This is a genomic window from Pseudarthrobacter ribosi (assembly GCF_055412865.1).
In genome coordinates this window covers 33,092-52,749 of sequence record NZ_JBVAYZ010000026.1, presented here as the reverse complement: position 1 = coordinate 52,749, position 19,658 = coordinate 33,092, and the positions used below count along the sequence as shown (strand labels likewise).

Here is a 19,658-nt window from a genome sequence, read left to right as displayed (position 1 = left end):
CCTCGGATTGTTGCTTCAGCTGTCTTTGAGCCGCCGGCCCCCGGGAAGATTTTCACCCCAGGACGGGTACATGGAACCCTCATTGTGTTCGACTTCGCGTCGGGCCGTCTCGGCTTCGATGGCTTTCGCCACGAAGTGACTCCAGGTGATATCCCCTTCGATGTAGCTGGTCGCCCGGTAGGCCGCCCGCGCACGGTTCCGCAGCGCGGCGGGGATACTCACCGTCATATTCGCTGTTTCGGCTTCTTTGGGTTCCGCCTTCTTTGGCGTCTCCGGGCGGTGTCCGGGAAGCATCCGTGCCAGCGGCGCTTCTGCGGCCGGCGCTGCCGTGCGCCGCGGGGGCAATCCAAGTGCGGGGCGACTGCTGGGTGTAGGTTCGGCGCTCACGCGTTGACCTCCAGGGATTCTGCGACGGCAATACGACGTGTCACTTCCATGGCGACCGCGTGGAGGTCTTCAGCCACGCTCGAAGCCGATTTTGGCCCGGCGTTGCCGGCCTTCGCTTCACCGCGCAGGACCTCCCACCATTTCGGCCCCTTGCTGAGCTCCCGCTCAAGCTCGTGGGCCAGCAAACCACGCTCACGACATGCCTGGGCCGTGGCCTCCGCGTGGCGAATGCTCATCGGAAACAACACTTCGTCTGTGCCGAAATCAGCGGTGAGGTGGTCGCGGGTGACCTTGTGAACCTGCTTGGAGTTCGTACCGGTTCCTACGAGTACAACGCCCAGCAGATCCAGCGAGGGGTTGAGACCGACGACGCTGTCCATGCGTGCCGCGACCGCGGCGACACCCTTCCGGCTGGACATGTCGGTCTTCAGAGGCACCAGTGCGTAGCGGGCGGCAGCTACCGCGGCGGCCTGCAGGGGTTCATTTCCGGGCGGGCAGTCCAGCAGGACCAGATCGTACTCCCCCGCAACGCTGGCAAGCAGTTTGGCCAGGGCCAACTGCGCAGCGTCACGGTCCTTCTGGGCCTTGGCTCCAAGGAATGCCGCGGCATCGTCGAGATGGGGTCCGCCGGCAATGACATCTAGGTTGGCTCGGACGCCTGTCAGCAGGTCGGGTTCTCCCCCGAAACACAGCGAAGCCGCCAGACTCCTGCCACCGTCGCCCTGGTCGGCATAGCCGAGATCCTCGGCGAGGTTTCCTTGAGGGTCGAGATCCACGAGGAGCACACGCGATCCGCCTTCGGCGAGGAGTCCGCCTACGTTGGCCACCAGGCTGGTCTTAAATACCCCGCCTTTGCCATTGATTACCGCGATGACGCGGCTTAGGGCACCGCGGTCCAGATCGTGTTTCATCGAATCCCCTTCCAGAGTGATCCAAGCGTAACCAGTAACACTGGTTTTACTTGTGAAGCTTGTTTCCGTGTCTTCGCTTTTTTCACTTGTAAAACCGGCGAAACAAGCAGAACCTTTTTCACATGGTTTCCCGGGTTCACCGGTTTTTCCGTATACGCTTTTTTCACTTGTGAAACCAGCGAAGCAAGCAGAAACTTACTCACTTGATCTGTTGGAGCCATCGTCTACCAACGACGGGGCGCTTTAAGCAGCTCGCCACAGCGTCCCGATCAAGTCCACTTCGGTTTCCGAGGGTGGGATCCAGTAGAGATCAGAGTCAGGTTCGTCCACTTCGTGTTCCGCGAGTTCGGGCGCGAGGTTCCTGTCCAGCCATGCGTGCCAGGCTGCGCGTTGCTTTCGGTGGGTGCTGATCTGCTCAGCGGCATCGTCAAGTGCACCGAGCCGCCGGGCCAGGGCTGTCAGGCTGGTCCCGGCCGTGATGCTCCAGTGCCCGTGCCGGCGTCCGATCATGTTGTAGCTGCTCATGGCGGCCAGCGCCGTTTCAACGGCTGTGCGGCTGAGTCCTGTGGACCGGACAATTGCTGCTGTGGTGGGGGAGAGGCGTCCGCGTTCGATGGATTCGTAAACGAGGGCAGCGACGTCGCCCAGGACCCGGAATACAGGGCGGATGCCGTGGATCTTTCCACTGCGCCAGGACAGTTCCCGGGCAAGTTGTTCAAAGTGCTGGGGGAGTTGGATCACGTACGTGTCAGCATTGCGGCCGCGGGCATCGGCAATTTTGATCAGGATGCCGTCTGAGGCTCGTTCAAGCGTTGGGAGCAACCTGGAGATGGTGCCATGGTGCTTGCCCAGTGCAGTAGCGAAGGTACGGCAGCCTACGTCCAGCACGTCGGTTTCCATGGTTCGCATGTAGCCGAGTACTGCGCGCAGCAGCAGGCGCAGGCTGAGGCCTTCACGGCCGCGTTCTTTGAGTCTGTGATCCAAGACTGCGTAGAGGACATTTTCAAGATCGTTTACGAGCTGGTGTGCACCAGCTTTGCTGCTGGTTCTGCTGGCCCCCCCTGTGGGTATTGGGGGGCTTGTGTCGTTAATACGGGCATTCCTTTGGCCCGTTGCCGGGGTTCCCGGTTTTTGGATCCAGCGGCAGGCCTCGGCCCACTCTTTATCAAGGAGGCGTTCCTGCCGGTCGGTGTTGGTGTAGAGGGCTGCGAGGCCGGGGAACTGGCCGCCCAGCTCGAGGCGGACCTGATCCAGAGTCCAGCCACAGGCCGCGAAGTGGTTCAGTACCGCCATGCGGGCCTCCGACGGGCTGGCGTACCTGGCCGTGTCGTACAGGCCGGTTCGGGCCGCCAGGCGCAGGGGGGACTGGCTCCCGCCAAAGGGAACCGGACTAACACCAGTCGCCGTCGCCTGTACTGCCATCTTGGCGGCGCGGGCCTTTAGCTCGCGTTCACGTTTGAGCTCCGGTGCCAGAGCTCGTCGAAGGGACGCCACAACCTGGACAGGGTTACGGCGGCGCAGCACGTCGTATGCCTCGTTCAGGGGCGTGACGAGTGTCTGGTGGCCACCGCGTTTGTGGGCACTTCCCGGGACCCGAATACAGCCGTCCGTGACGTTCTGGTGCGGGCTGGGGTCAAGGCTGGCTGCTATCCGTGCGAGGGCTTCGACCAGCTCACGAGCCGCTGGTGCTTCCATGCGCTCGGCCAGGGGAATGTAGAGGTGGCGTCCGCCACTGGGGGAGTAGTCCTCGATGTAGCGGACACCGCAGCTTTCCAGAAGGACTCCGAGGCGTCGGGCATCGTCATCGACGACGCCTTGCAGCGCCTTGGACGTGTCAAGGTCAAGGCAGAGAGTCGCCACGGAGCCATCTGCTCCGTGAATGGGAACGGCCGCCGGCTGCCTTGGCACGGAAGCGGTGATCCGGGGCGGGTTTAGCGGCCGGGGGTACTGAAACCGACCTTTTATCCAACGTCCCATGCGATACGTCGGGGCGCCTGCGATCAGCGGGGCCAGGTTCCACGCCATGGACGGCGTGACTTGACACGCGGATGGGGGTGCGTCAGTTATTGACGGCACGGCCGCGACAGGTACCATAGACAACAGCTAGTCCTCTCGGGGTATAGCGAATGGAGCGCCCCTCGCGGGGAGCTTGGATAAGTTCAGATCGCTGATCCGCCAAGAAGAGGATCTGAACGCATACTTTTTGAAGGCCCGCCTAGTGCGGGCCTTCAGTCCTTAACTGGCCTTTGGTATAGGCAAAATCTCCTGGTTGCGCAGTTCATCAAGGTTGATGGAATCTATGTGGGCGGCAACCAGCGGAGTCAGGTAGTCGACTGCGTTCGTACCAAGAATCTCCATGATTGCTCGCAGTTTCTCGGCCCGTGCAAGATCGGGCTTCACCACGAACGTGTGCCGCGGTCCCTTTGACGGGCGGCCCCCTTGAGCAAGCTTCTGAATTGCCATAGTGCCATCTAAGCGGTTTTGATAAACGAAACCGCGCAGGTCATCGCGGCGTGTCGCTCTTTGGCTTTTTGGTGTCCTAAGACTCTTCAATTGCCGATGCCCCCTCGTTGCATCCCATCAAGCTTGTTGGGACGCCCTTCCGCGCGGTCTATCAAAGCGCCCACATACTCACCGAAGGACATGTTGTACCGCTGCATCGCCTTCCAGGCGGTGTAATGCTGATCTGGGAGCACAAGGCAGTTCAGGGGTGCCTTCTTACCGATCAGTTTGGGTGGGCGGTATTCCTCCATGTCGTCACCCTCACTTCGGGTTAAGAGAACCTGTAGGTCTACAGGTCCTGTCGCGGTGGCGCCTAGTGCTCCTTCAAAAAGACCAAGCCAACGAAACACTACATACATGCTCCGCACATGCACAACTCACTGCCTGCACCCTGCGGTAGGCATCGGGTAATATCTCTTGTGTCAGCTGCCCGCCCGCCCTGTGTGGCCGGCCTACACAAGTGGCTGAGCTTGGCTAAGGAGCTGTATAGATGGCAAATGGGGGCCGCAGCGTGTTTCTTACGCAGCAACAGAAGAAAGAGCGGCTAGCGGATCGCATGGGCATCCTGGTGGATATCTGGGAGGCAGATAACAACACTGCGCTCACTTACCCTCATGTCGAAGAAGCACTTTCCGCCCACGGAATCCACCTGTCGCGGACACGGTGGTCCTACTTGATCAATGGCACTGGCAGCCTGGTGACGGATCAGGAACTGCTGAAGGGCATAGCAGAGTTCGTTTTTGCCGTACCACCCAGTTATCTGTGTGATCTCAACAGCGAGACTCCTCCCGAGGTAGAAGCGCGCATGGAATTCCTTGTGCAGATGCGGAAGCTCAAGGTGAAGAACTTTGCCGCGAGAAACCTGGGGGCCACCTCGCCAGAAACACTGAGGACGATCACCAGGATCATAGATGCATCGATGAAAGACGACGAGAAAGACGACAAGTGAATGGCTCTCCCGCCGGTCCCGGAAAAGGTTCGGGAGTTATGCGGAGACGGCACGACATCGATGAAGGAAGTTGTCGACCGCTTGACCGTGATCTGTGAGAAGCCGATCAATCTGATCGAGTACAAGGAGTCCTGGGGTGCGCTGACGGCCTTCAAAGCCGAATTTGAAGATCGCATCAACGTCTATTTCCCCCCGCAGAAGTCGCGGCAATACAAACTTCACTGCATCTATCACGAGCTCGGACACATCTACTTGGAGAGCTTTCGGATTTCCTTGGCTCTGCCGGATCTCTCTGAAGAGATGCTGAGGGAAACCGCGGACGCGATTAGCGTTACCTGCCGGTCCGTTCCGAATCATCCTGTCGAACGGTGGGTGGAGGATTTCGCTTTCGAGATGTCGAAGAAGACCCGTGGACGCGGCTCGTCCGATCCTGATCCTTTCCTCAGCTAGACCATGAAACTTCTGCTCTTTGCGCTCCTGAGTGCCCTGTGCCTCCTTCGGATCCCCTCGGTGGTGAAGGTGGCGGAATCCCGGGCGTCGTGGCTGGCATCGATGTTCGGTCTGACGGCGCTCTATGTCCTGGGGACGGTTACACCGCTAGAGGTCATCGACAGCTACCTCGGTGGCATCAACGTGACGAACCTGCTTCAAGCCATCTTCGCGCTGCTGGCGATCTTCTTCTTCAACGACAGCGTGCGGCGTTTAGCGAACGTACCCATTGTCAGATGGACCTACTACGCCCCGTTGCTGAGTATTCCCATCATGGTTGTCAGCTTCGCCCTGATTAAGGACAAAGCTCCAACATCTGCGGACTTCATTGATACCCGCATGGACCAGCTCGCAACTGCCACGTACAGCGGCACGTACATGCTCGCGTTGTTGTTCACCGTGCTCAGGATCATCTACATGCTTCGGCACAAGGCGCGGGGCCCGTATGCAACATTCTCAGCGGGCCTGCTCGTGGTTGCGGCGGCTTGTTCGTGCCACATTATGTACGTGGTGCTGTTCCATTTCTCGCCCTGGGATGCCTTCGCCCAAGCGATCGGATCCTGGTTTGACCGCCTTTTCTATGTAGGACTCTCGGTGACGGCGGCGGGGTGGCTGATTCTATTCCTGTCCAAGCAGCTCCCGAAATTGCGACTCTGGATGATCGATGCACTCTGGCTTACGGCGTTGAGGATCCGGGTAAATGCAGATCAATCCCGAGTCAGTCCGGCGTGGGACCTTTTCAATGAAACGCTCGAAAACGGGGTCTACAAAAGCCTCATCGTTCTGCACAACTACCAGCGGGGGAACATGACGATGTTCCCGGAGTCTGTTGAGGGCAGAATCAGCAAAATTGAGGCCAAGCTAGACGCACAGACCTAGCCCTGCTCAGCCAAGATCGTCTTGCTGACCCAAGCCGTCAGTTCGTTGGAGAAGGTACAAGGCGAGGCATTCCACTCCTGGGTATGATGCGCCTCAGGTAGGGGAATCAGGGTGACGGTGTCAGGATTCGCGCGTTGGAACGCCGCTGAGATCTCCCAGGGAACCTCTTGATCTGTGTAGGAGTGCAGGACCAGCGTCGGGACTGCCACCCGGTTAGGTACATCGACCCATTCAAGTGCATCGAAATCGATCGGTTCCTCCAACCCGAGCATCCTCGCGAACGGGGGAGCCTGCAACAGGCACATGACAAGGCCGGCACCAATCGCCGGCACGCCAGCCCGCACCGCCCCCGCCGTGATGGTCTTGCGCCAGCTCGTGACCGGCCCTACCAGGACGACTCCGACGATCCGGTCCCGATGGGCGCTGCGCTCCGCTGTCAGCAGCGCAATGGTCCCACCCATTGACCAGCCGGAGAGGATGATGCGTCTGGCTCCACGAGCGACGGCGTAGGACACAGCGCTTTCCACATCACGCCACTCCGTTTGCCCAAGGTGGCTCGATTCGGCCTGTGGTGGGCTGACCTCCGGGTCGCTGCGAAATGTGGGGACCAAGGAGGTGAATCCTAAAGAACTGAATGCGTGGACGTCCCGGAACATGATCGAGCGGTCGGTCCAGCTGCCATGGATATGGATCACCCATACGTCCGTGTTCTCAGCTTCAAATAGCCATGCAGGCGCCGCACCGTACGCGGTGGGGACGTCCACCTCTTCGAACCGTCCGCCGACAGCAGAGGGCTCGAAAAACACGTCCGGAGTCCAATCGACGATTGGCCCCAGACGTCCCGGCGCGGACCCAAGAGGATCAATCCGCCGTTCTACGTACTTTTGATCCTCATTGATCAGCGTGACCTCGCCGACTCTCGTGTACTTCTCTGTCGCGGGGTCGAACACGCCAAAGTCGCCCGGGGCTTTGGTGTAGTCGTCCAAGTCGATGCGGACTCTACGGCCATCATCTGTCAGTTCGGCACGACGGTAGTCCTTTGGTCCCCGTTTAACGATCTTGCGGGCCATGACAACCGCGAATCCAGATAGTGCGGCCGCCGGTACAAGGAACGCGAGGCAGGCCAGGCCGCGCCGTGTCGTCAGCATTAGGTCTCACCCTCCAGCGCCGAACCAGGAAGAGGAACGGCACTCAATCATCGTAACGTCGCCTGAATCCCTCATATCTGAACAATTCATGCCCACTACAGGCGTTGTACATGTTCACTACAGGCGTGTAATCTTTTGGTTGAGCCAGTCGACGTCCAAGGGGGAGGGGCGAATCTAATGCAGCGCACATCGCTTGGTCTAGTGGCCATCATTGCCATCCCCGGGCTGTTCTTCGGACTGATCTTCTCCATGCTTCTGCTTCTCGCCCCCGCGAAGCCAGCTGCCGCCACCTGCGGTCCGGCCGTCTCTGTTGTCATCGATGATGACGCCAAGGTCGAGGGCTACACCGAGGAGCAGTTGAAGAACGCCGCGGCGATCATGGGTGCCGGTAAGGCACTGGACCTGTCCGTGAAAGGGCAGATGATCAGCGTCATGGTTTCCCTGGGGGAGTCGGGGTTGCGGGTCCTGGATACCGGCGACGGCGCCGGCCCGGACTCGCGGGGGTTGTTCCAGCAGCGCGACAACGGCGCGTGGGGTTCCTACGCAGACCGCATGAACCCCACCACGAGCGCAACCAACTTCATCAAAGCCCTGAAAGGCGTGGCCGGCTGGGAGCTGTTGGAACCGACCATTGCCGGCAACAGGGTCCAGCGCAACGCGGACCCGTACCACTACCAGAGGTACTGGCCCGAGGCAGTGAAGCTCGTCCAGGCGCTCTCGAACTCGAAGTTCTCCCTGCAGGGCAGCGACTGCGCCATCCCGGGACAGTCGGGCGCGGGGAATGACTACCCGTGGAAGAACTCCCCGACCTGGTTGCAGGTCGGCGCAAACTCGGCTAGCACCTCACCTCTCGGCATGTACTACCGCGAGTGCGTGGACTTCGCCCTGTGGCGGGTGAACCAGCAGATGGGTTCGACCAGCACACCGTTCAAGTTCCTCAACGGCACCTTCCGTCCCGACGGGCAGGGCCTCGGCTCGGCCCTGACGTGGAAGGCCGGCTGGGATGCCAAGGGCTGGGACTCCGGCAACACACCCCGGGTCGGCGCCGTTGTCTGGTACGCGCCCGGCGCCGGGGGAGCGGACCCGAGCTTCGGCCACGTCGCCGTGGTCAAAGAGGTCAAGGACAACGGGACCTACGTCGAAGAGGGCTACAACGGCAACCCGGCACCGGCGGACCACAGCTACTACACCCGGACAGTGGCCAACACTGTCCCCTCAGCTTTCCTGTACCTGCCCACCCAAGAGGAGAAGAAGTGAAAAAGCCCCTGACCCTGCTCGCCGTGGCACTGTTCTGCGTTTCCTGCGCACCGGTGGCGAACACGACGCCGGCACCGACGGCATCAACCGGCCAGCCCACAGCATCAGCACCCGTCTCACTGAGCGCCAACAGCGGACCCCAGGCGCCAGGGGGAACTGTCCCGGCCACGATCGGCATCACCTGGGATCAGGCCAGCAAGGACAACGCCGTGGAAGTCGCCGGGAAGGCAATGGCGGACTTCGCCCGCCCCACGGTGGAGGAAAAGCAGTGGGCCAATGACCTGGCCCGCTGGCTGACCCCGCAGGCCACAGCCGACTACTCGGCAGTGGACCCGGCCAACATCCCGGCAAGCCGCGTAACCGGCCCCGCCACCCTCAGCGTCGATGAAGCCAACGGCTTCGGCGTCATGGCAGCGGTCCCCACCAACGCCGGGACCTACACGGTGCAGCTGCTCCGCACGGGCAAGGACGCCCCGTGGAAGGTCAACCGGCTCACCCCGCCCTCGTCCTAAGCGCCGCACCCCTCCATCCCACACACGTAAGGAAGAAGCTCATGGGTACTACACCAACCGAAGTCATGGCCTTTCCCAACATCAGGGCCATCGTCCGCGACAACGGCACCGCCGAGGTCGTCGTCGCGGGCAACTCCCGCATCGTCCCTGCCGGAGACTCCGTGCAGGAACTGCGCAACAACGCTCTGGCCCTCATCGTGGGCGAGGCACAGACCCTCCAGCGCCCCGTCCGGGTCCAGATCGAAGACCCCGAAGGCCACGGCGAACTCATCGTCCACCCGGACAACAAGATCGAATCCGTTTCCTATGACCCCCGGCAGACCCGCCGCCGGGCAGAAGCCCTCGAAGCCACACCCAAGACAGTCGCCCCGGCGATCATTGAGACCGTCCCCGCACCCGCACCGGAGCCCTTGGCCACTCCGGCAGAATCCGCTCCAGCTCCTGCCCCTGCAGCACCCGTGGACGCCCAGCCATGGCCACCCGCCACAGTCGCAGCCGATACCGTTCCGGTGCCGGCCACCCCGGAACCGCAGACGGCCGTCGTTGCCGGGGAAGCTGCGCCGACCCGGCGCAGCCTGAAGGAAACTTCGTTCCTGGTCAGCGCCCCGGTGCTGGAACCGGCCACCCAGGGCTGGCGCGGAACCCTCACGCGCCTGGGACTCCGGATGGACCCCTCCGAGGAAGAACTCACCGAACGCGAGGATATCCGCACGGTTAGCCAGCACTGGCCCGGCCCCCGGACCATTGCGGTAGTGAATCGCAAGGGCGGGGCCAACAAGACCCCCACCGTGGTCATGCTCTCGGCCATCCTTGCCCGTTACAGCGGCGCGGCCACGGTCGCGTGGGACAACAACGAGTCCCAGGGCACTCTCGGGTGGCGGACGGAAAAGGGCTCCCACGACCGGAGCGTCCTGGATTTGATCGACGCCTCCACGGAACTGCTGTCCCCGTCAACGAACGCGGCCGAAATCGCGAAGTTCGTTCATCACCAGACCGGCGACAAGTTCGATGTCCTGCGTTCGGATGAAAACGAGGAAGGCGATCACGAAGTCACCGCTGAGGAAGTCGACATCGCCCACCAGGTGCTCACCCGCTATTACCGTCTCGTGGTCATGGACTCCGGCAACACCGCCCGGGCCGCGAACTGGCGCCGGATGATCGACCACACCAACCAGCTCGTCGTCCCGGTCACGGCCATCGAGGACCGCGCCGAAGCTGCACGGCTGACGCTGCAGACCCTGGAGTCCCGGGGCGGCCACGACGCGGAGCTGGCCCGCAACGCCGTCGTGATCGTCTCTGAGTCCACGGACGCCAAGCGCAGCATGAGCGGGGATGCCCTGAAGCGGGCCAAGGACGAGGCCCAGCGGATCGCTGACGGCTTCGCACCCTTCGTCCGCGCGGTCGTCCGGATTCCTTACGACCCTGCCCTGGTCAACGGCCCCATCCGATATGAAGCCCTCCAGCCCGCCACCCAGCGGGCATGGCTGGCAGCCGCGGCCGCCGTCGCTGCCGGCTTCTAAACCACCCACCAAAGGACTCTGAGAGGAGGAACCATGCAGCAGTCCCTGAACCCCTGGATCACCCGCCCGGCCACCGCCGACGGCGCGGAGACAGCAACCCCGGAGGCGCACGTGCCGGCGGGGGCCGTTATTAGTGAGCCGCTGAGGGGAATGGTTGAACCGGACGCCGCAGACCGTCTGGCCAGCCGCACCGTCTCCGGCTCCGCAGCGCTGTGGGTCACCGGTGCTCATGGGGGATCCGGTGAAAGCCGCATCGCTGATCTGATCGACGGGGCACGCATCGCCGATCACTGCTGGCCCGTCCTCCAGGACGGCAGCAAGCCCCGGGTGCTGCTGGTCTGCCGCGCAGACATGCGCGGTCTGACAGCTGCACAGAGCGCACTGACCCAGTGGGCATCAGGCGCGGCACCCGCGGTTGATCTGCTCGGCCTGGCTGTCCTCGCGGACGCACCGGGGAAGACTCCCAAAGCCCTTCGTGATTTCGGCGCCATCGTCGGCGGGGGAGCGCCCCGCTTCTGGACTCTGCCCTGGGTCGAGGCCTGGCGGCACGGGGATTCCACCACCGCGCCGTCGGCCCGTGAATTTCAACGCTTCATCACTGACTTGGCCGTCCTGGCTACCACCACCTCACCCAGCACCACGAACTGAAAGGTCTCATCATGAACTCGTTCTCCGCACTTGCAGCAAGCGTCATCCCCAACCCCACCCCGGTTGTCCCGGCACAGGCAGGTGGCCTGCTCACGATCCTGAACTGGGCCTCCGGCATCGGCCTGGTCCTTGGCGTCCTGGGCGTCATCATCGTCGGCATTGGTATGGTCATCCAGCTCCAGCGCGGCGAGGGCGCCCAAGCAATCGGCAAGCTCGGCTGGGTCCTGATGGGCTGCATCATCATCACGGGTGCCGCCGGCATCGTCCGCGCCTTCGTCTAAACCAGCACCAACAAAAACGGGAGGTTCACCATGAGCCAGTCAACAGAGAGCACCACCGAAAGCAATCCGTTCACCAAACCCGGTTTCATCATTGCTGCCGCGCTGGTGGTCGCGCTGATTGCAGCAGCCGTCGTCATTTTCCTGCTCCCCAAAGGACAGGACACCGCCCAGCCAGCGACGGGAACCGCAGTATCAGCCAACCCGGCCACAGCCAGCCCCAGTGCCACGGCAGGTGCAGGCAAGAGCGTCTGCGGACTGCCTGGGAGCCAAGAAACTGCACTCGGAGCAGCGCCTAAATCCAAATGGGACTTGCTCGGATCCATGGCCGTTCCCAACGATCCATCGACGGCCGGCCCCGGCACTGTAGGAAAAGACGGTTTGAGGTCGTGCTTTGCTCAATCCCCCACCGGCGCCCTGTACGCAACGGCAAATATCTGGGCAGCGTCGTTTAACGGCTATGCAAAACAGGTTTACCTGGAGCTTGCAGCTGATAGCCCTTCGCGGGACAAGGCCGTACAGGCCATAAAGGAAGGGAAAGAAGTCGGCAGTGCAACCTCACCGAAGGTTCAGATCGCCGGCTTCATCATTCATTCGTACACGCCCGGAACGGCCGTCGTAGAACTGGCCATCAAGAGCGCCGACGGAGGATACGGTGCCTTTTCAACGTCGCTGCTCTGGGAGGACGGCGACTGGAAACTGGATATGCCGGCCGCTGGCGGAGGCGCAGTGCGCCAGATCAGTGACCTGAGTTCATTCATCCCCTGGGCCGGCGTCTGACATGGCAGATAAGGCATGTGAAGTCTGGGACGGGGCCTGCTGGGCCGCAGCAGGTGCCAGCAATATCGCGGCGGGAATTGCAGACGACGCCATCCATAATCTCGCCAAGGCCATCATGGAGGGCATGAGCCAGATGGTGACGACGCTGTCGACCTTTTGGGTGTCCATGCCCACGGTGAACCTGGCCAGCTCCGACGGCGCAACGCCAAGTCCCATCGTCTCCATGGTGAACAGCGAATTGATGCTCTGGACTCTGACGCTGGCTGTCCTCGCGGTCATTCTCGGTGGCATCCGAATGATCTGGGAACAACGCGGAGCACCACTAAAGGATCTACTCCGGTCCCTCATTACGCTGGCCCTGGTCTCGGGCCTTGGTCTGGGCGTCATCTCGATCCTGGTGATCGCTGCTGATGCTTTCTCGGCCGCCATCATCGACCGATCCACGGACGGTAAGGGCTTTGCCGAGTCGATGAGCCTCCTGGTCGTGACCGGCCAGACAGGGATCGGCGTGTTCATCCTCATCGTTCTGGGACTGATCGGTCTGATTGCCTCCCTCGTCCAGGTCGTTCTGATGGTGGTCCGCAGCGGCATGTTGGTGATCCTGGCGGGCATCCTGCCCACCACCGCGGCCTTCACCAACACCGAGATGGGGAGGCAGTGGTTCCAGAAAGCAGTTGGCTGGACTATCGCGTTCATCCTCTACAAACCTGCGGCAGCCATCGTTTACTCGGTCGCATTCCTCCTCATGGGTAACAACAGTGGGAAGGATTCATTGATCACTTCCATCACCGGCTTCACGTTGATGATCGTCGCGCTGTTCGCTTTGCCGGCGCTGATGCGCTTCGTGACGCCGATGGTCGGGGCCGTCGCCTCCGGCGGGGGAGCGGGAGCAGGAGCCGCCGTGGGGGCCATGGCAACCGGCGCCGTATCCATGGGCCGCAGCGGCAGCGGTAAGGGCAACGCCGCCCCGACACCGGCAAGTACACAAAGCAACCAGTCAGGCGCATCCCCGAAGGGCAGCAATGGAACGCCTGGCCCGAAGGGAAATGGCGGCCAGCCGACGCCCGGGGCTACCGGTCCGGGCGGGGCCACCAGCGCCATGGCCGGCGCAGCAGGCACTACCGGAGCTGGGGCAGGAGCTGCTGCCGGTGGCGGTGCCGCGGCGGGTGCGGCGAAGGCCGCCGGCCCGGCTGGCATGGCCGTCGCCGTAGGAGCACAAGCAGCATCCAAGGTTTCTCAGGCCGCACAACAGACCGCGCAGGATTCAACCGGGGAGGGCCCCAGTGGCAGCAATTAATACCGAATACAAGGAACCGTCCTACGGCAACTGGCGCGTCCCGCGCTCTGCCGGGCTGGGCAACCTCGGAGCTATCGGCACCGGCATTGTCATGGCCGGCTTGTTGCTGGGCATCATCAGCTTCGCAATCTGGGGCCTGTTCCCGGGCCTTGCAGTCCTGGCCGTGGCCGGGGCCAGTGCCCTGTTGCTGACGGTCAAGGACAAGCACGGCCAGTCCGTTGTTGACCGTTTCGGAACACGGATGAGCTTCCGGCTCTCCAAGTCCTCCGGAACGAATCTCTACCGTTCCGGCCCCCTCGGTGTCACGGAGTGGGGCATGTACCAGCTGCCCGGCCTCGCGGCGAAGTCCACCCTGTACGAATTCACCGACTCCTACAAGCGCCCGTTCGCACTGCTGCATGTGCCTTCCACCAGCCACTACACCGTGATTTTCTCCACCGAACCCGACGGTGCCTCCCTGGTGGACCCGGAACAGGTCGATGCGTGGGTGGCGAACTGGGGCGGCTGGCTCGCCGGCCTCGGAGACGAAGCGGGCCTGGACGCCGCCGCCGTAACGGTCGAGACCGCACCGGATTCCGGCTACCGGCTCCGCAATGAGGTCACCATGAACATCGACCCGAACGCACCGGATTTTGCCAAGAATGTCCTCAACGAGGTCATCGACACGTATCCGGAAGGTTCGGCCACGGTCCGGGCCTGGGTCTCCCTGTCCTTCAACGCCTCCCTGCGGGCCGGATCGAAGAAGCGCACACCTGAAGATGTAGCCCGCGACCTCGCCTCCCGGATCCCCGGGCTGTCGGCCCGGCTGCAGTCCACCGGCGCCGGGATCGCCCGGCCCATGTCCGCGCAGGAACTCTGCGAGGTCGTCCGGATCGCCTACGATCCGCCCGCTGCCCTGATCATTGACGAAGCGCACGCCGCCGGCTCCCCGGTATCCCTGACCTGGGGCGAAGTTGGACCCTCCGCGACGCAGGCGAGCTGGGATGACTACCGGCACGACAGCGCCTTCTCAGTCTCATGGACCATGACAGGTGCCCCGCGCGGTTCGGTGAACTCCTCGGTCCTGTCCCGGCTGCTGGCCCCGCACGGGGACATTGACCGCAAGCGGATCTCGCTGCTGTACCGACCGATGGATTCGGCCCGTGCCGCGGCCGTGGTGGAGCGGGACCAGAACAACGCCAACGTCCGCATCACCTCCGGAAACCGCCCGTCCGCCCGGGCCCTGGTCGATGCCCGCTCCGCCGTGCAGACCGCGCAGGAAGAAGCTCAGGGCGCCGGACTGGTGAACTTCGGCATGGTCGTCACGGCCACCGTGACCGACAAGGAACGCCTCGCCGATGCCGTGGCCGCCGTGGAACAGACCTCCGGCACAGCCCGGGTGCTGCTGCGCCGGGCCTATGGCACCCAGGACACCGCGTTCGCCGCGTCCCTGCCCCTCGGGCTGGTCCTTCCCAAGCACAGCCTCCTGCCCTCCGAAATCAAGGACGCCCTGTAATGGCCCGCATGAAACTCTTCACCCGCCCTGCCAGGAAAACTGCAGCACCGGTGAAGGCCGCGCCGAAGAAGAAGGCTGAGAAGGAAGCCCGCCAGCCCGGGCCATCTGCCCGGGGCTGGACCGGACGCGGCGGCGGCATGGCCCAGCTCGTCCCGTCCGTGAAGGAATACCGGGGAACCACGGTCCAGGTCTGCGGGCTATGGCCGTTTTCCTCGGGGGCGTCCTCTCCCATGATCGGCGTCCCTCTCGGACGCCATGAGGAAACCCAAGCCACGGTCTGCTGCGACCCCATCAGCTGGTTCCAGCGGGCACGCCTGATTTCCAACCCTTCCGCGTTCATCCTGGGCAAGCCGGGGCTGGGAAAGTCCACCGTAGTACGCCGGATGTTCATCGGACTCTCCGCACAGGGCGTCCACCCGCTGATCCTGGGGGACCTCAAAGGCGAGCACGTCAAAGCAGTCCAGGCACTCGGCGGCCAGGTCATCAAGCTCGGCCGCGGCGTCGGCTACCTGAACATCCTCGATCCCGGCCAGGCCGTCGAAGCCGCGCAGCTGCTCGAAGACAGCGGCCACCACGAGGACGCCGCCCGGGTCCGCGCCGACGCCCACGGCCGGCGCCTGACCATGGTCGTCTCCCTGATCACCATCAGCCGGAACAACCCGCCCACCGATCAGGAACAGACCATCCTGGACCGTGCCCTGCGGGTCCTCGATGACCGGTTCGACGGCGTCCCGGTCCTGACAGACCTGCTCGACGTGATCATCTCCGCACCCGATGAACTGCGCCAGGTTGCACTGGACCGCGGCGACATGAACGTCTACCTGCAGGAAACCCGGGCGCTGGAAGCAACCCTGTTGGGCCTAACCGGAGGCGGAAAGCTCGGAGAAATCTTTTCCCGGCACACCACCAACCCCATGATGCGCGACCGCGCCGTGGTCTTCGATGTCTCCAGCATTGACGAAACCGAAACCGACCTCCAAGCTGCCATTCTGCTCGCGTGCTGGTCCTACGGCTTCGGCACCGTCAACGTCGCCAACGCCCTCGCGGACGCCGGGCTGGAACCGCGCCGGAACTACTTCGTCGTCCTGGATGAGCTGTGGCGGGCGCTGCGCGCCGGTAAAGGCATGGTGGACCGGGTGGACGCCCTGACCCGGTTGAACCGATCCGTCGGTGTCGGGCAGATCATGATTTCCCACACCATGTCCGACCTGCTGGCGCTGCCGGCGGAAGAAGACCGGATGAAGGCCCGCGGCTTCGTGGAACGCTCCGGCATGGTGATCTGCGGTGGCCTCCCGGCCTCCGAGATGCCGTTGCTGACCTCGGCCATTCCGCTGTCCCGGCAGGAGCAGCAGAAGCTCATCTCCTGGCAGGACCCGCCCGCTTGGGACTCCCGCGGGCTCGACGTCGAACCTCCCGGACGTGGGAAGTTCCTGATCAAGGTCGGCGGCCGGCCCGGGATCCCGGTCCTGGTGGGACTGACATCTTTGGAGCAAGGCCCGGATGGAGTCAACGACACCGAGGGGAAGTGGCGTGAAACCCCGGAAACCCTCCTCGAGCCCATGACCCCTGACGTACCCCTTGAAGGAGGCACGCTGTGAGCGCACCGAACCGTAAAGGAATGGGCCTCGGGGATGCCCTGCTGGTCTGGTTCGCCATCGGCTTCATCGTCATCTTCGGTGGCGGGACCTACGCGGCCGCCCACCTGGGATCCTGGATGGCCGGCATCGACTCACCCCCCAAGCATCCAATTGATCTGATCGCCGGGCTGGTCAAGGGCCGCGTGCCGTGGCCCGTCCAGTCCACCGTCGCGGCCGCCGTCATGGCCGGAGTGGTTCTGGTCCTGGCCGTCGTCGTGCTCGTGGCTTGGAGGAAGGGTGCGTCCAAGCGTGCCCGGGTAGATAAGGCCGCCCGGCACCTGGGTCGAGGGAAGTCCTTGGCTGCGTTCTCCGAGAAGGGCGCGAAAGCGACGGCGGATCGGCTGGGCGTGACAGGAACGCCGGGCATCGTGGTGGGCAAGGTTGTCTCCACCGGCCAGACGTTCATTCAGTCCTGGGAAGACCTCAGCCTCGATATCTGGGGTCCCCGGACCGGTAAGTCCACCTCACGGGTGATGCCCGCGATCCTGGACGCGCCGGGTGCTGTGGTGTCGACCTCGAACAAGCGCGACGTGGTGGACGGCACCCGGGGCGTCCGCGAGGCAACCGGCCCGGTGTGGGTGTTCGATCCGCAGAAGATCGCGCAGGAAGAAGCACAGTGGTGGTGGAACCCACTCTCCTATGTCACGGACGAAGAGAAGGCGTACAAGCTCACGCAGCACTTTTCAGTCGGTTCGCGTGTTCCGGGGTCCAAGCCGGATGCCTACTTCGACCCTAAAGCCGAGGACATTCTCTCCTCGTACTTCCTCGCGGCCGCGCTGGGTGGGCTTCCCATCACGCAGGTTTACCTGTGGGTGACTGAGCAGGTGAACCGGGAACCGATCAACATCCTGAAAGAGCATGACTACGAGCTGCAGTACAAGGGCCTGGAGTCCACGCTGGAACTCGCCGACAAACAGCGCGACGGTATCTTCGGCACCGCCGAGAAGATGATCCAGTGCCTCAAGTCCAGGAACACGCTGCGATGGGTCGCTCCGATGGGTGGCGCGACGGTGGCCACGGATGCTCGCCGGCAGTTCAACCCGCACGCTTTCGCTGCCTCCCAGGAGACGATTTACATCCTCTCCAAGGAAGGGGCCGGCTCCGCTTCCCCGCTCACCACAGCGTTGACGGTGGCGATCGCTGAGGCGATGGAGGAACGGGCCGAACGCAGTGGCGGCCGTCTGCCCAAACCTGCGCTGTTCGCCCTCGATGAGTTGGCCAACGTCGTCCGTTGGGCAGCCCTGCCGGATCAGTTCAGCCACTACGGGTCCAAGGGCCTGATCGTCATGGGCATCCTGCAGTCCTGGTCCCAGGGCGTCGAGCTCTGGGGCGAGGCGAACATGCGGAAGATCTGGTCGGCCGCGAACGTCAAGGTCTACGGCGGCGGCGTCGCTGAGGAAGGTTTCCTCCGGGCGCTCTCGGACCTGATCGGGGACTACAGCTACACCAACGTCTCCGTCTCCTCCGGCAAGTCCGGCTCCAGCCGCTCCCGGCAGGAAGGCAAGGAACGCATCTTCGATGTCTCCAACCTCGCGGAACTGGACCGCGGCCGCGCCGTGGTCCTCGCCTCCGGTGCACCGGCCACACTGGTCCGGACCATGCCCTGGTACACCGGCCGGCACAAGGACGCCGTGGAGGCCTCCATCAAGAAGTACAGCCCCCGCCCGGAGGAACCGGAGGCCGTCCTGGTGCCCTCCGCTCCGGTCGCTAATCCCTGGGTCACCGGGTAAGGAAGCAATCAGCCATGGCAGATGATTTCGGACTGTTCGATACGAACACGCCCGCCCCCAACCCCGGCACAGGCGAAGACGGCAAACCGGAAAAGGCACCGGAGCTCGTCTACGGCACGGCCGAAGAGTTCCTTCACGAGCAGCTGCTGCCCACCTACGTCCGCAGCGTCACCGGCAAGACCGCGAAGTGGTGCATCGAGTGGTACTTCCACCCCGAAGCCGTCTCCCGCGTAGCGGCCTTGTGGCGTTCCTGGGAGCACCTGCGCCTCGACCCGGCAACCGGCATGAGCGTCTGGTGGCGGGACCATGCAGACCACCACATGGGCGTCCTGCTGAATCCACAAGGGCCGTTCTTCAACTGCGACATGAAAGAACACCGAGAACCTGACCACCTGGAGCCCAAAAAAGCCCCTGCGGGTTGGTTCCCAGACGTACGAAATCATCCCGCGTAAGCGCATAGGCTTGCCGAGTGCGTAAAGATATTGGTAAACGGCTGACTAACGGGATCGCGGCTCGGCTGGAATACGAATACGCTTGCCAAAAAGCGGGCGACTTTGAAGAGAGCTACCTTCACTCCGTCATGTCCCAGATAGTCTCTGCCAATATCGACTCAACACATTCAATGAAGCAGGGCTATCCTCATCCAGCCATCGCTGCGATTCCCCAGGTTGGGCAGAAGCTCCGTGGCCGGCCGCGCGAAGTCGATTTTTTCGTCCAACCTTGGAAGGCTGCTGCAGGCCAAAGCCTCTGTATTGAAGCAAAGTGGGCTGATTCTGCCCACGCTTCTACGGACAATATCTTTTACGATCTCTGCAGGTTGATGCTAGTCAAGGAGCAATCTGAGTCAGCGGAGTGCTTATTCGTGCTAGCGGGCACAGCATCATGGGTCGCCAAACGCATCAACGACTTGCCCCTCGCAAGTCTCCGAGGGCGACAGGTACGACTTCTGCAACCGCCGAACGAACGTAAGTACTCAAGACCCCGCACTTATCCAGTCGTAGACAAAGCTGGAAATTACCAAGGTCCCAAGAGTCTGGCGAAGCTACTACCAACGCCGCCGGAGAAAATCGCTAGTACCCTGATCCCGTCTAGCCTGCAGCTCCAGCGCTATCGATCGATCGTGTGGCGTATCGGCAAACCTCCCGGCCATTAAGCGGCTGACCTGAATCAACAACCAGGAGGACCATCCGGATAGCGAAAGCGGCGGCGGTCCGCCCTGTTGGAGGGCAGCTACCTCGG

22 protein-coding genes are annotated in these 19,658 nt (G+C 62.9%); 15 read left to right on the top strand and 7 right to left on the bottom strand.

The window, feature by feature from the left end; genetic code table 11:
• Positions 1 to 15: 15 nt before the first annotated feature.
• The 6 genes from ACZYZ5_RS18665 to ACZYZ5_RS18640 all read right to left on the bottom strand — a co-directional run bounded on the left by ACZYZ5_RS18665 (position 16) and on the right by ACZYZ5_RS18640 (position 4,051).
• Positions 16 to 228, bottom strand: coding sequence for a ParB family protein (locus tag ACZYZ5_RS18665; RefSeq protein WP_463883235.1), 213 nt, complete (start codon positions 226 to 228; stop codon positions 16 to 18).
• Between the two features lie 155 nt (positions 229 to 383).
• A complete protein-coding gene (locus tag ACZYZ5_RS18660; protein ID WP_463883236.1) occupies positions 384 to 1,298 on the bottom strand; it encodes a ParA family protein in 915 nt (304 codons plus the stop codon).
• Positions 1,295 to 1,501 carry a hypothetical protein gene (locus ACZYZ5_RS18655; protein WP_463903743.1) on the bottom strand — a complete coding sequence of 69 codons (207 nt, stop codon included), beginning with the start codon at positions 1,499 to 1,501 and terminating at the stop codon, positions 1,295 to 1,297. Before ACZYZ5_RS18655 ends, ACZYZ5_RS18660 begins: the two co-directional genes overlap by 4 nt.
• Positions 1,502 to 1,541: 40 nt before the next feature.
• Positions 1,542 to 3,158, bottom strand: a complete 1,617-nt coding sequence (locus ACZYZ5_RS18650) for a hypothetical protein (RefSeq protein WP_463903742.1) — start codon at positions 3,156 to 3,158, stop codon at positions 1,542 to 1,544.
• A gap of 375 nt (positions 3,159 to 3,533) precedes the next feature.
• A complete protein-coding gene (locus tag ACZYZ5_RS18645; protein WP_226761981.1) occupies positions 3,534 to 3,761 on the bottom strand; it encodes a hypothetical protein in 228 nt (75 codons plus the stop codon).
• Positions 3,762 to 3,847: 86 nt separating this feature from the next.
• On the bottom strand, positions 3,848 to 4,051 hold the full coding sequence (locus ACZYZ5_RS18640; protein WP_282360739.1) for a hypothetical protein: 204 nt from the start codon (positions 4,049 to 4,051) through the stop codon (positions 3,848 to 3,850).
• 239 nt (positions 4,052 to 4,290) lie between these two features.
• Between ACZYZ5_RS18640 and ACZYZ5_RS18635 the strand changes: the two genes are divergently transcribed.
• From ACZYZ5_RS18635 to ACZYZ5_RS18625, 3 genes are read left to right on the top strand one after another with little or no spacing between them, the layout of a single operon-like run.
• On the top strand, positions 4,291 to 4,749 hold the full coding sequence (locus ACZYZ5_RS18635) for a hypothetical protein (RefSeq protein ID WP_463903739.1): 459 nt from the start codon (positions 4,291 to 4,293) through the stop codon (positions 4,747 to 4,749).
• Positions 4,750 to 5,199, top strand: a complete 450-nt coding sequence (locus ACZYZ5_RS18630) for a hypothetical protein (RefSeq protein WP_282383891.1) — start codon at positions 4,750 to 4,752, stop codon at positions 5,197 to 5,199.
• 3 nt (positions 5,200 to 5,202) lie between these two features.
• The gene (locus tag ACZYZ5_RS18625) at positions 5,203 to 6,117 is read left to right on the top strand and encodes a hypothetical protein (protein WP_463903738.1); all 915 of its coding nucleotides are present in this window, start codon (positions 5,203 to 5,205) and stop codon (positions 6,115 to 6,117) included.
• Here the strand turns inward: ACZYZ5_RS18625 and ACZYZ5_RS18620 are convergent.
• Complete coding sequence (locus ACZYZ5_RS18620; protein ID WP_463903736.1) at positions 6,114 to 7,265, bottom strand: alpha/beta hydrolase family protein; 1,152 nt, start codon at positions 7,263 to 7,265, stop codon at positions 6,114 to 6,116. The genes ACZYZ5_RS18625 and ACZYZ5_RS18620 overlap by 4 nt on opposite strands.
• Positions 7,266 to 7,442: 177 nt before the next feature.
• Between ACZYZ5_RS18620 and ACZYZ5_RS18615 the strand changes: the two genes are divergently transcribed.
• Genes ACZYZ5_RS18615 through ACZYZ5_RS18560 form a run of 12 tightly spaced genes read left to right on the top strand, consistent with a single transcriptional unit; the run spans position 7,443 to position 19,572 of the window.
• Positions 7,443 to 8,522 (top strand): CHAP domain-containing protein, encoded by a 1,080-nt coding sequence (locus tag ACZYZ5_RS18615; RefSeq protein ID WP_463903734.1) that lies wholly within the window; start codon positions 7,443 to 7,445, stop codon positions 8,520 to 8,522.
• Positions 8,519 to 9,034, top strand: coding sequence for a hypothetical protein (locus ACZYZ5_RS18610; protein WP_463903733.1), 516 nt, complete (start codon positions 8,519 to 8,521; stop codon positions 9,032 to 9,034). The genes ACZYZ5_RS18615 and ACZYZ5_RS18610 overlap by 4 nt, the downstream gene beginning before the upstream one ends.
• A 41-nt stretch (positions 9,035 to 9,075) precedes the next feature.
• The gene (locus tag ACZYZ5_RS18605) at positions 9,076 to 10,554 is read left to right on the top strand and encodes a MinD/ParA family ATP-binding protein (protein WP_463903732.1); all 1,479 of its coding nucleotides are present in this window, start codon (positions 9,076 to 9,078) and stop codon (positions 10,552 to 10,554) included.
• Between the two features lie 33 nt (positions 10,555 to 10,587).
• Positions 10,588 to 11,202 carry a DUF6668 family protein gene (locus ACZYZ5_RS18600; RefSeq protein ID WP_463903731.1) on the top strand — a complete coding sequence of 205 codons (615 nt, stop codon included), beginning with the start codon at positions 10,588 to 10,590 and terminating at the stop codon, positions 11,200 to 11,202.
• 11 nt (positions 11,203 to 11,213) lie between these two features.
• Positions 11,214 to 11,483 (top strand): hypothetical protein, encoded by a 270-nt coding sequence (locus ACZYZ5_RS18595; RefSeq protein WP_123256262.1) that lies wholly within the window; start codon positions 11,214 to 11,216, stop codon positions 11,481 to 11,483.
• 30 nt (positions 11,484 to 11,513) lie between these two features.
• Entirely contained in the window at positions 11,514 to 12,260 is a 747-nt protein-coding gene (locus ACZYZ5_RS18590) for a DUF8175 domain-containg protein (protein ID WP_463903730.1), read from the top strand.
• Position 12,261: 1 nt separating this feature from the next.
• Complete coding sequence (locus tag ACZYZ5_RS18585) at positions 12,262 to 13,557, top strand: TrbL/VirB6 family protein (RefSeq protein WP_463903728.1); 1,296 nt, start codon at positions 12,262 to 12,264, stop codon at positions 13,555 to 13,557.
• On the top strand, positions 13,544 to 15,052 hold the full coding sequence (locus ACZYZ5_RS18580) for an SCO6880 family protein (RefSeq protein WP_463903727.1): 1,509 nt from the start codon (positions 13,544 to 13,546) through the stop codon (positions 15,050 to 15,052). The genes ACZYZ5_RS18585 and ACZYZ5_RS18580 overlap by 14 nt, the downstream gene beginning before the upstream one ends.
• A complete protein-coding gene (locus tag ACZYZ5_RS18575) occupies positions 15,052 to 16,650 on the top strand; it encodes a putative type IV secretion/conjugal transfer ATPase (RefSeq protein ID WP_463903726.1) in 1,599 nt (532 codons plus the stop codon). Before ACZYZ5_RS18580 ends, ACZYZ5_RS18575 begins: the two co-directional genes overlap by 1 nt.
• Positions 16,647 to 18,419: a type IV secretory system conjugative DNA transfer family protein gene (locus ACZYZ5_RS18570; protein ID WP_463903725.1), complete on the top strand. Its 1,773-nt coding sequence runs from the start codon at positions 16,647 to 16,649 to the stop codon at positions 18,417 to 18,419. Before ACZYZ5_RS18575 ends, ACZYZ5_RS18570 begins: the two co-directional genes overlap by 4 nt.
• Positions 18,420 to 18,433: 14 nt before the next feature.
• Positions 18,434 to 18,871 (top strand): DUF4913 domain-containing protein, encoded by a 438-nt coding sequence (locus ACZYZ5_RS18565; RefSeq protein ID WP_463903724.1) that lies wholly within the window; start codon positions 18,434 to 18,436, stop codon positions 18,869 to 18,871.
• A 17-nt stretch (positions 18,872 to 18,888) separates the two neighbouring features.
• The gene (locus tag ACZYZ5_RS18560) at positions 18,889 to 19,572 is read left to right on the top strand and encodes a hypothetical protein (protein ID WP_463903723.1); all 684 of its coding nucleotides are present in this window, start codon (positions 18,889 to 18,891) and stop codon (positions 19,570 to 19,572) included.
• Positions 19,573 to 19,658: the final 86 nt, after the last annotated feature.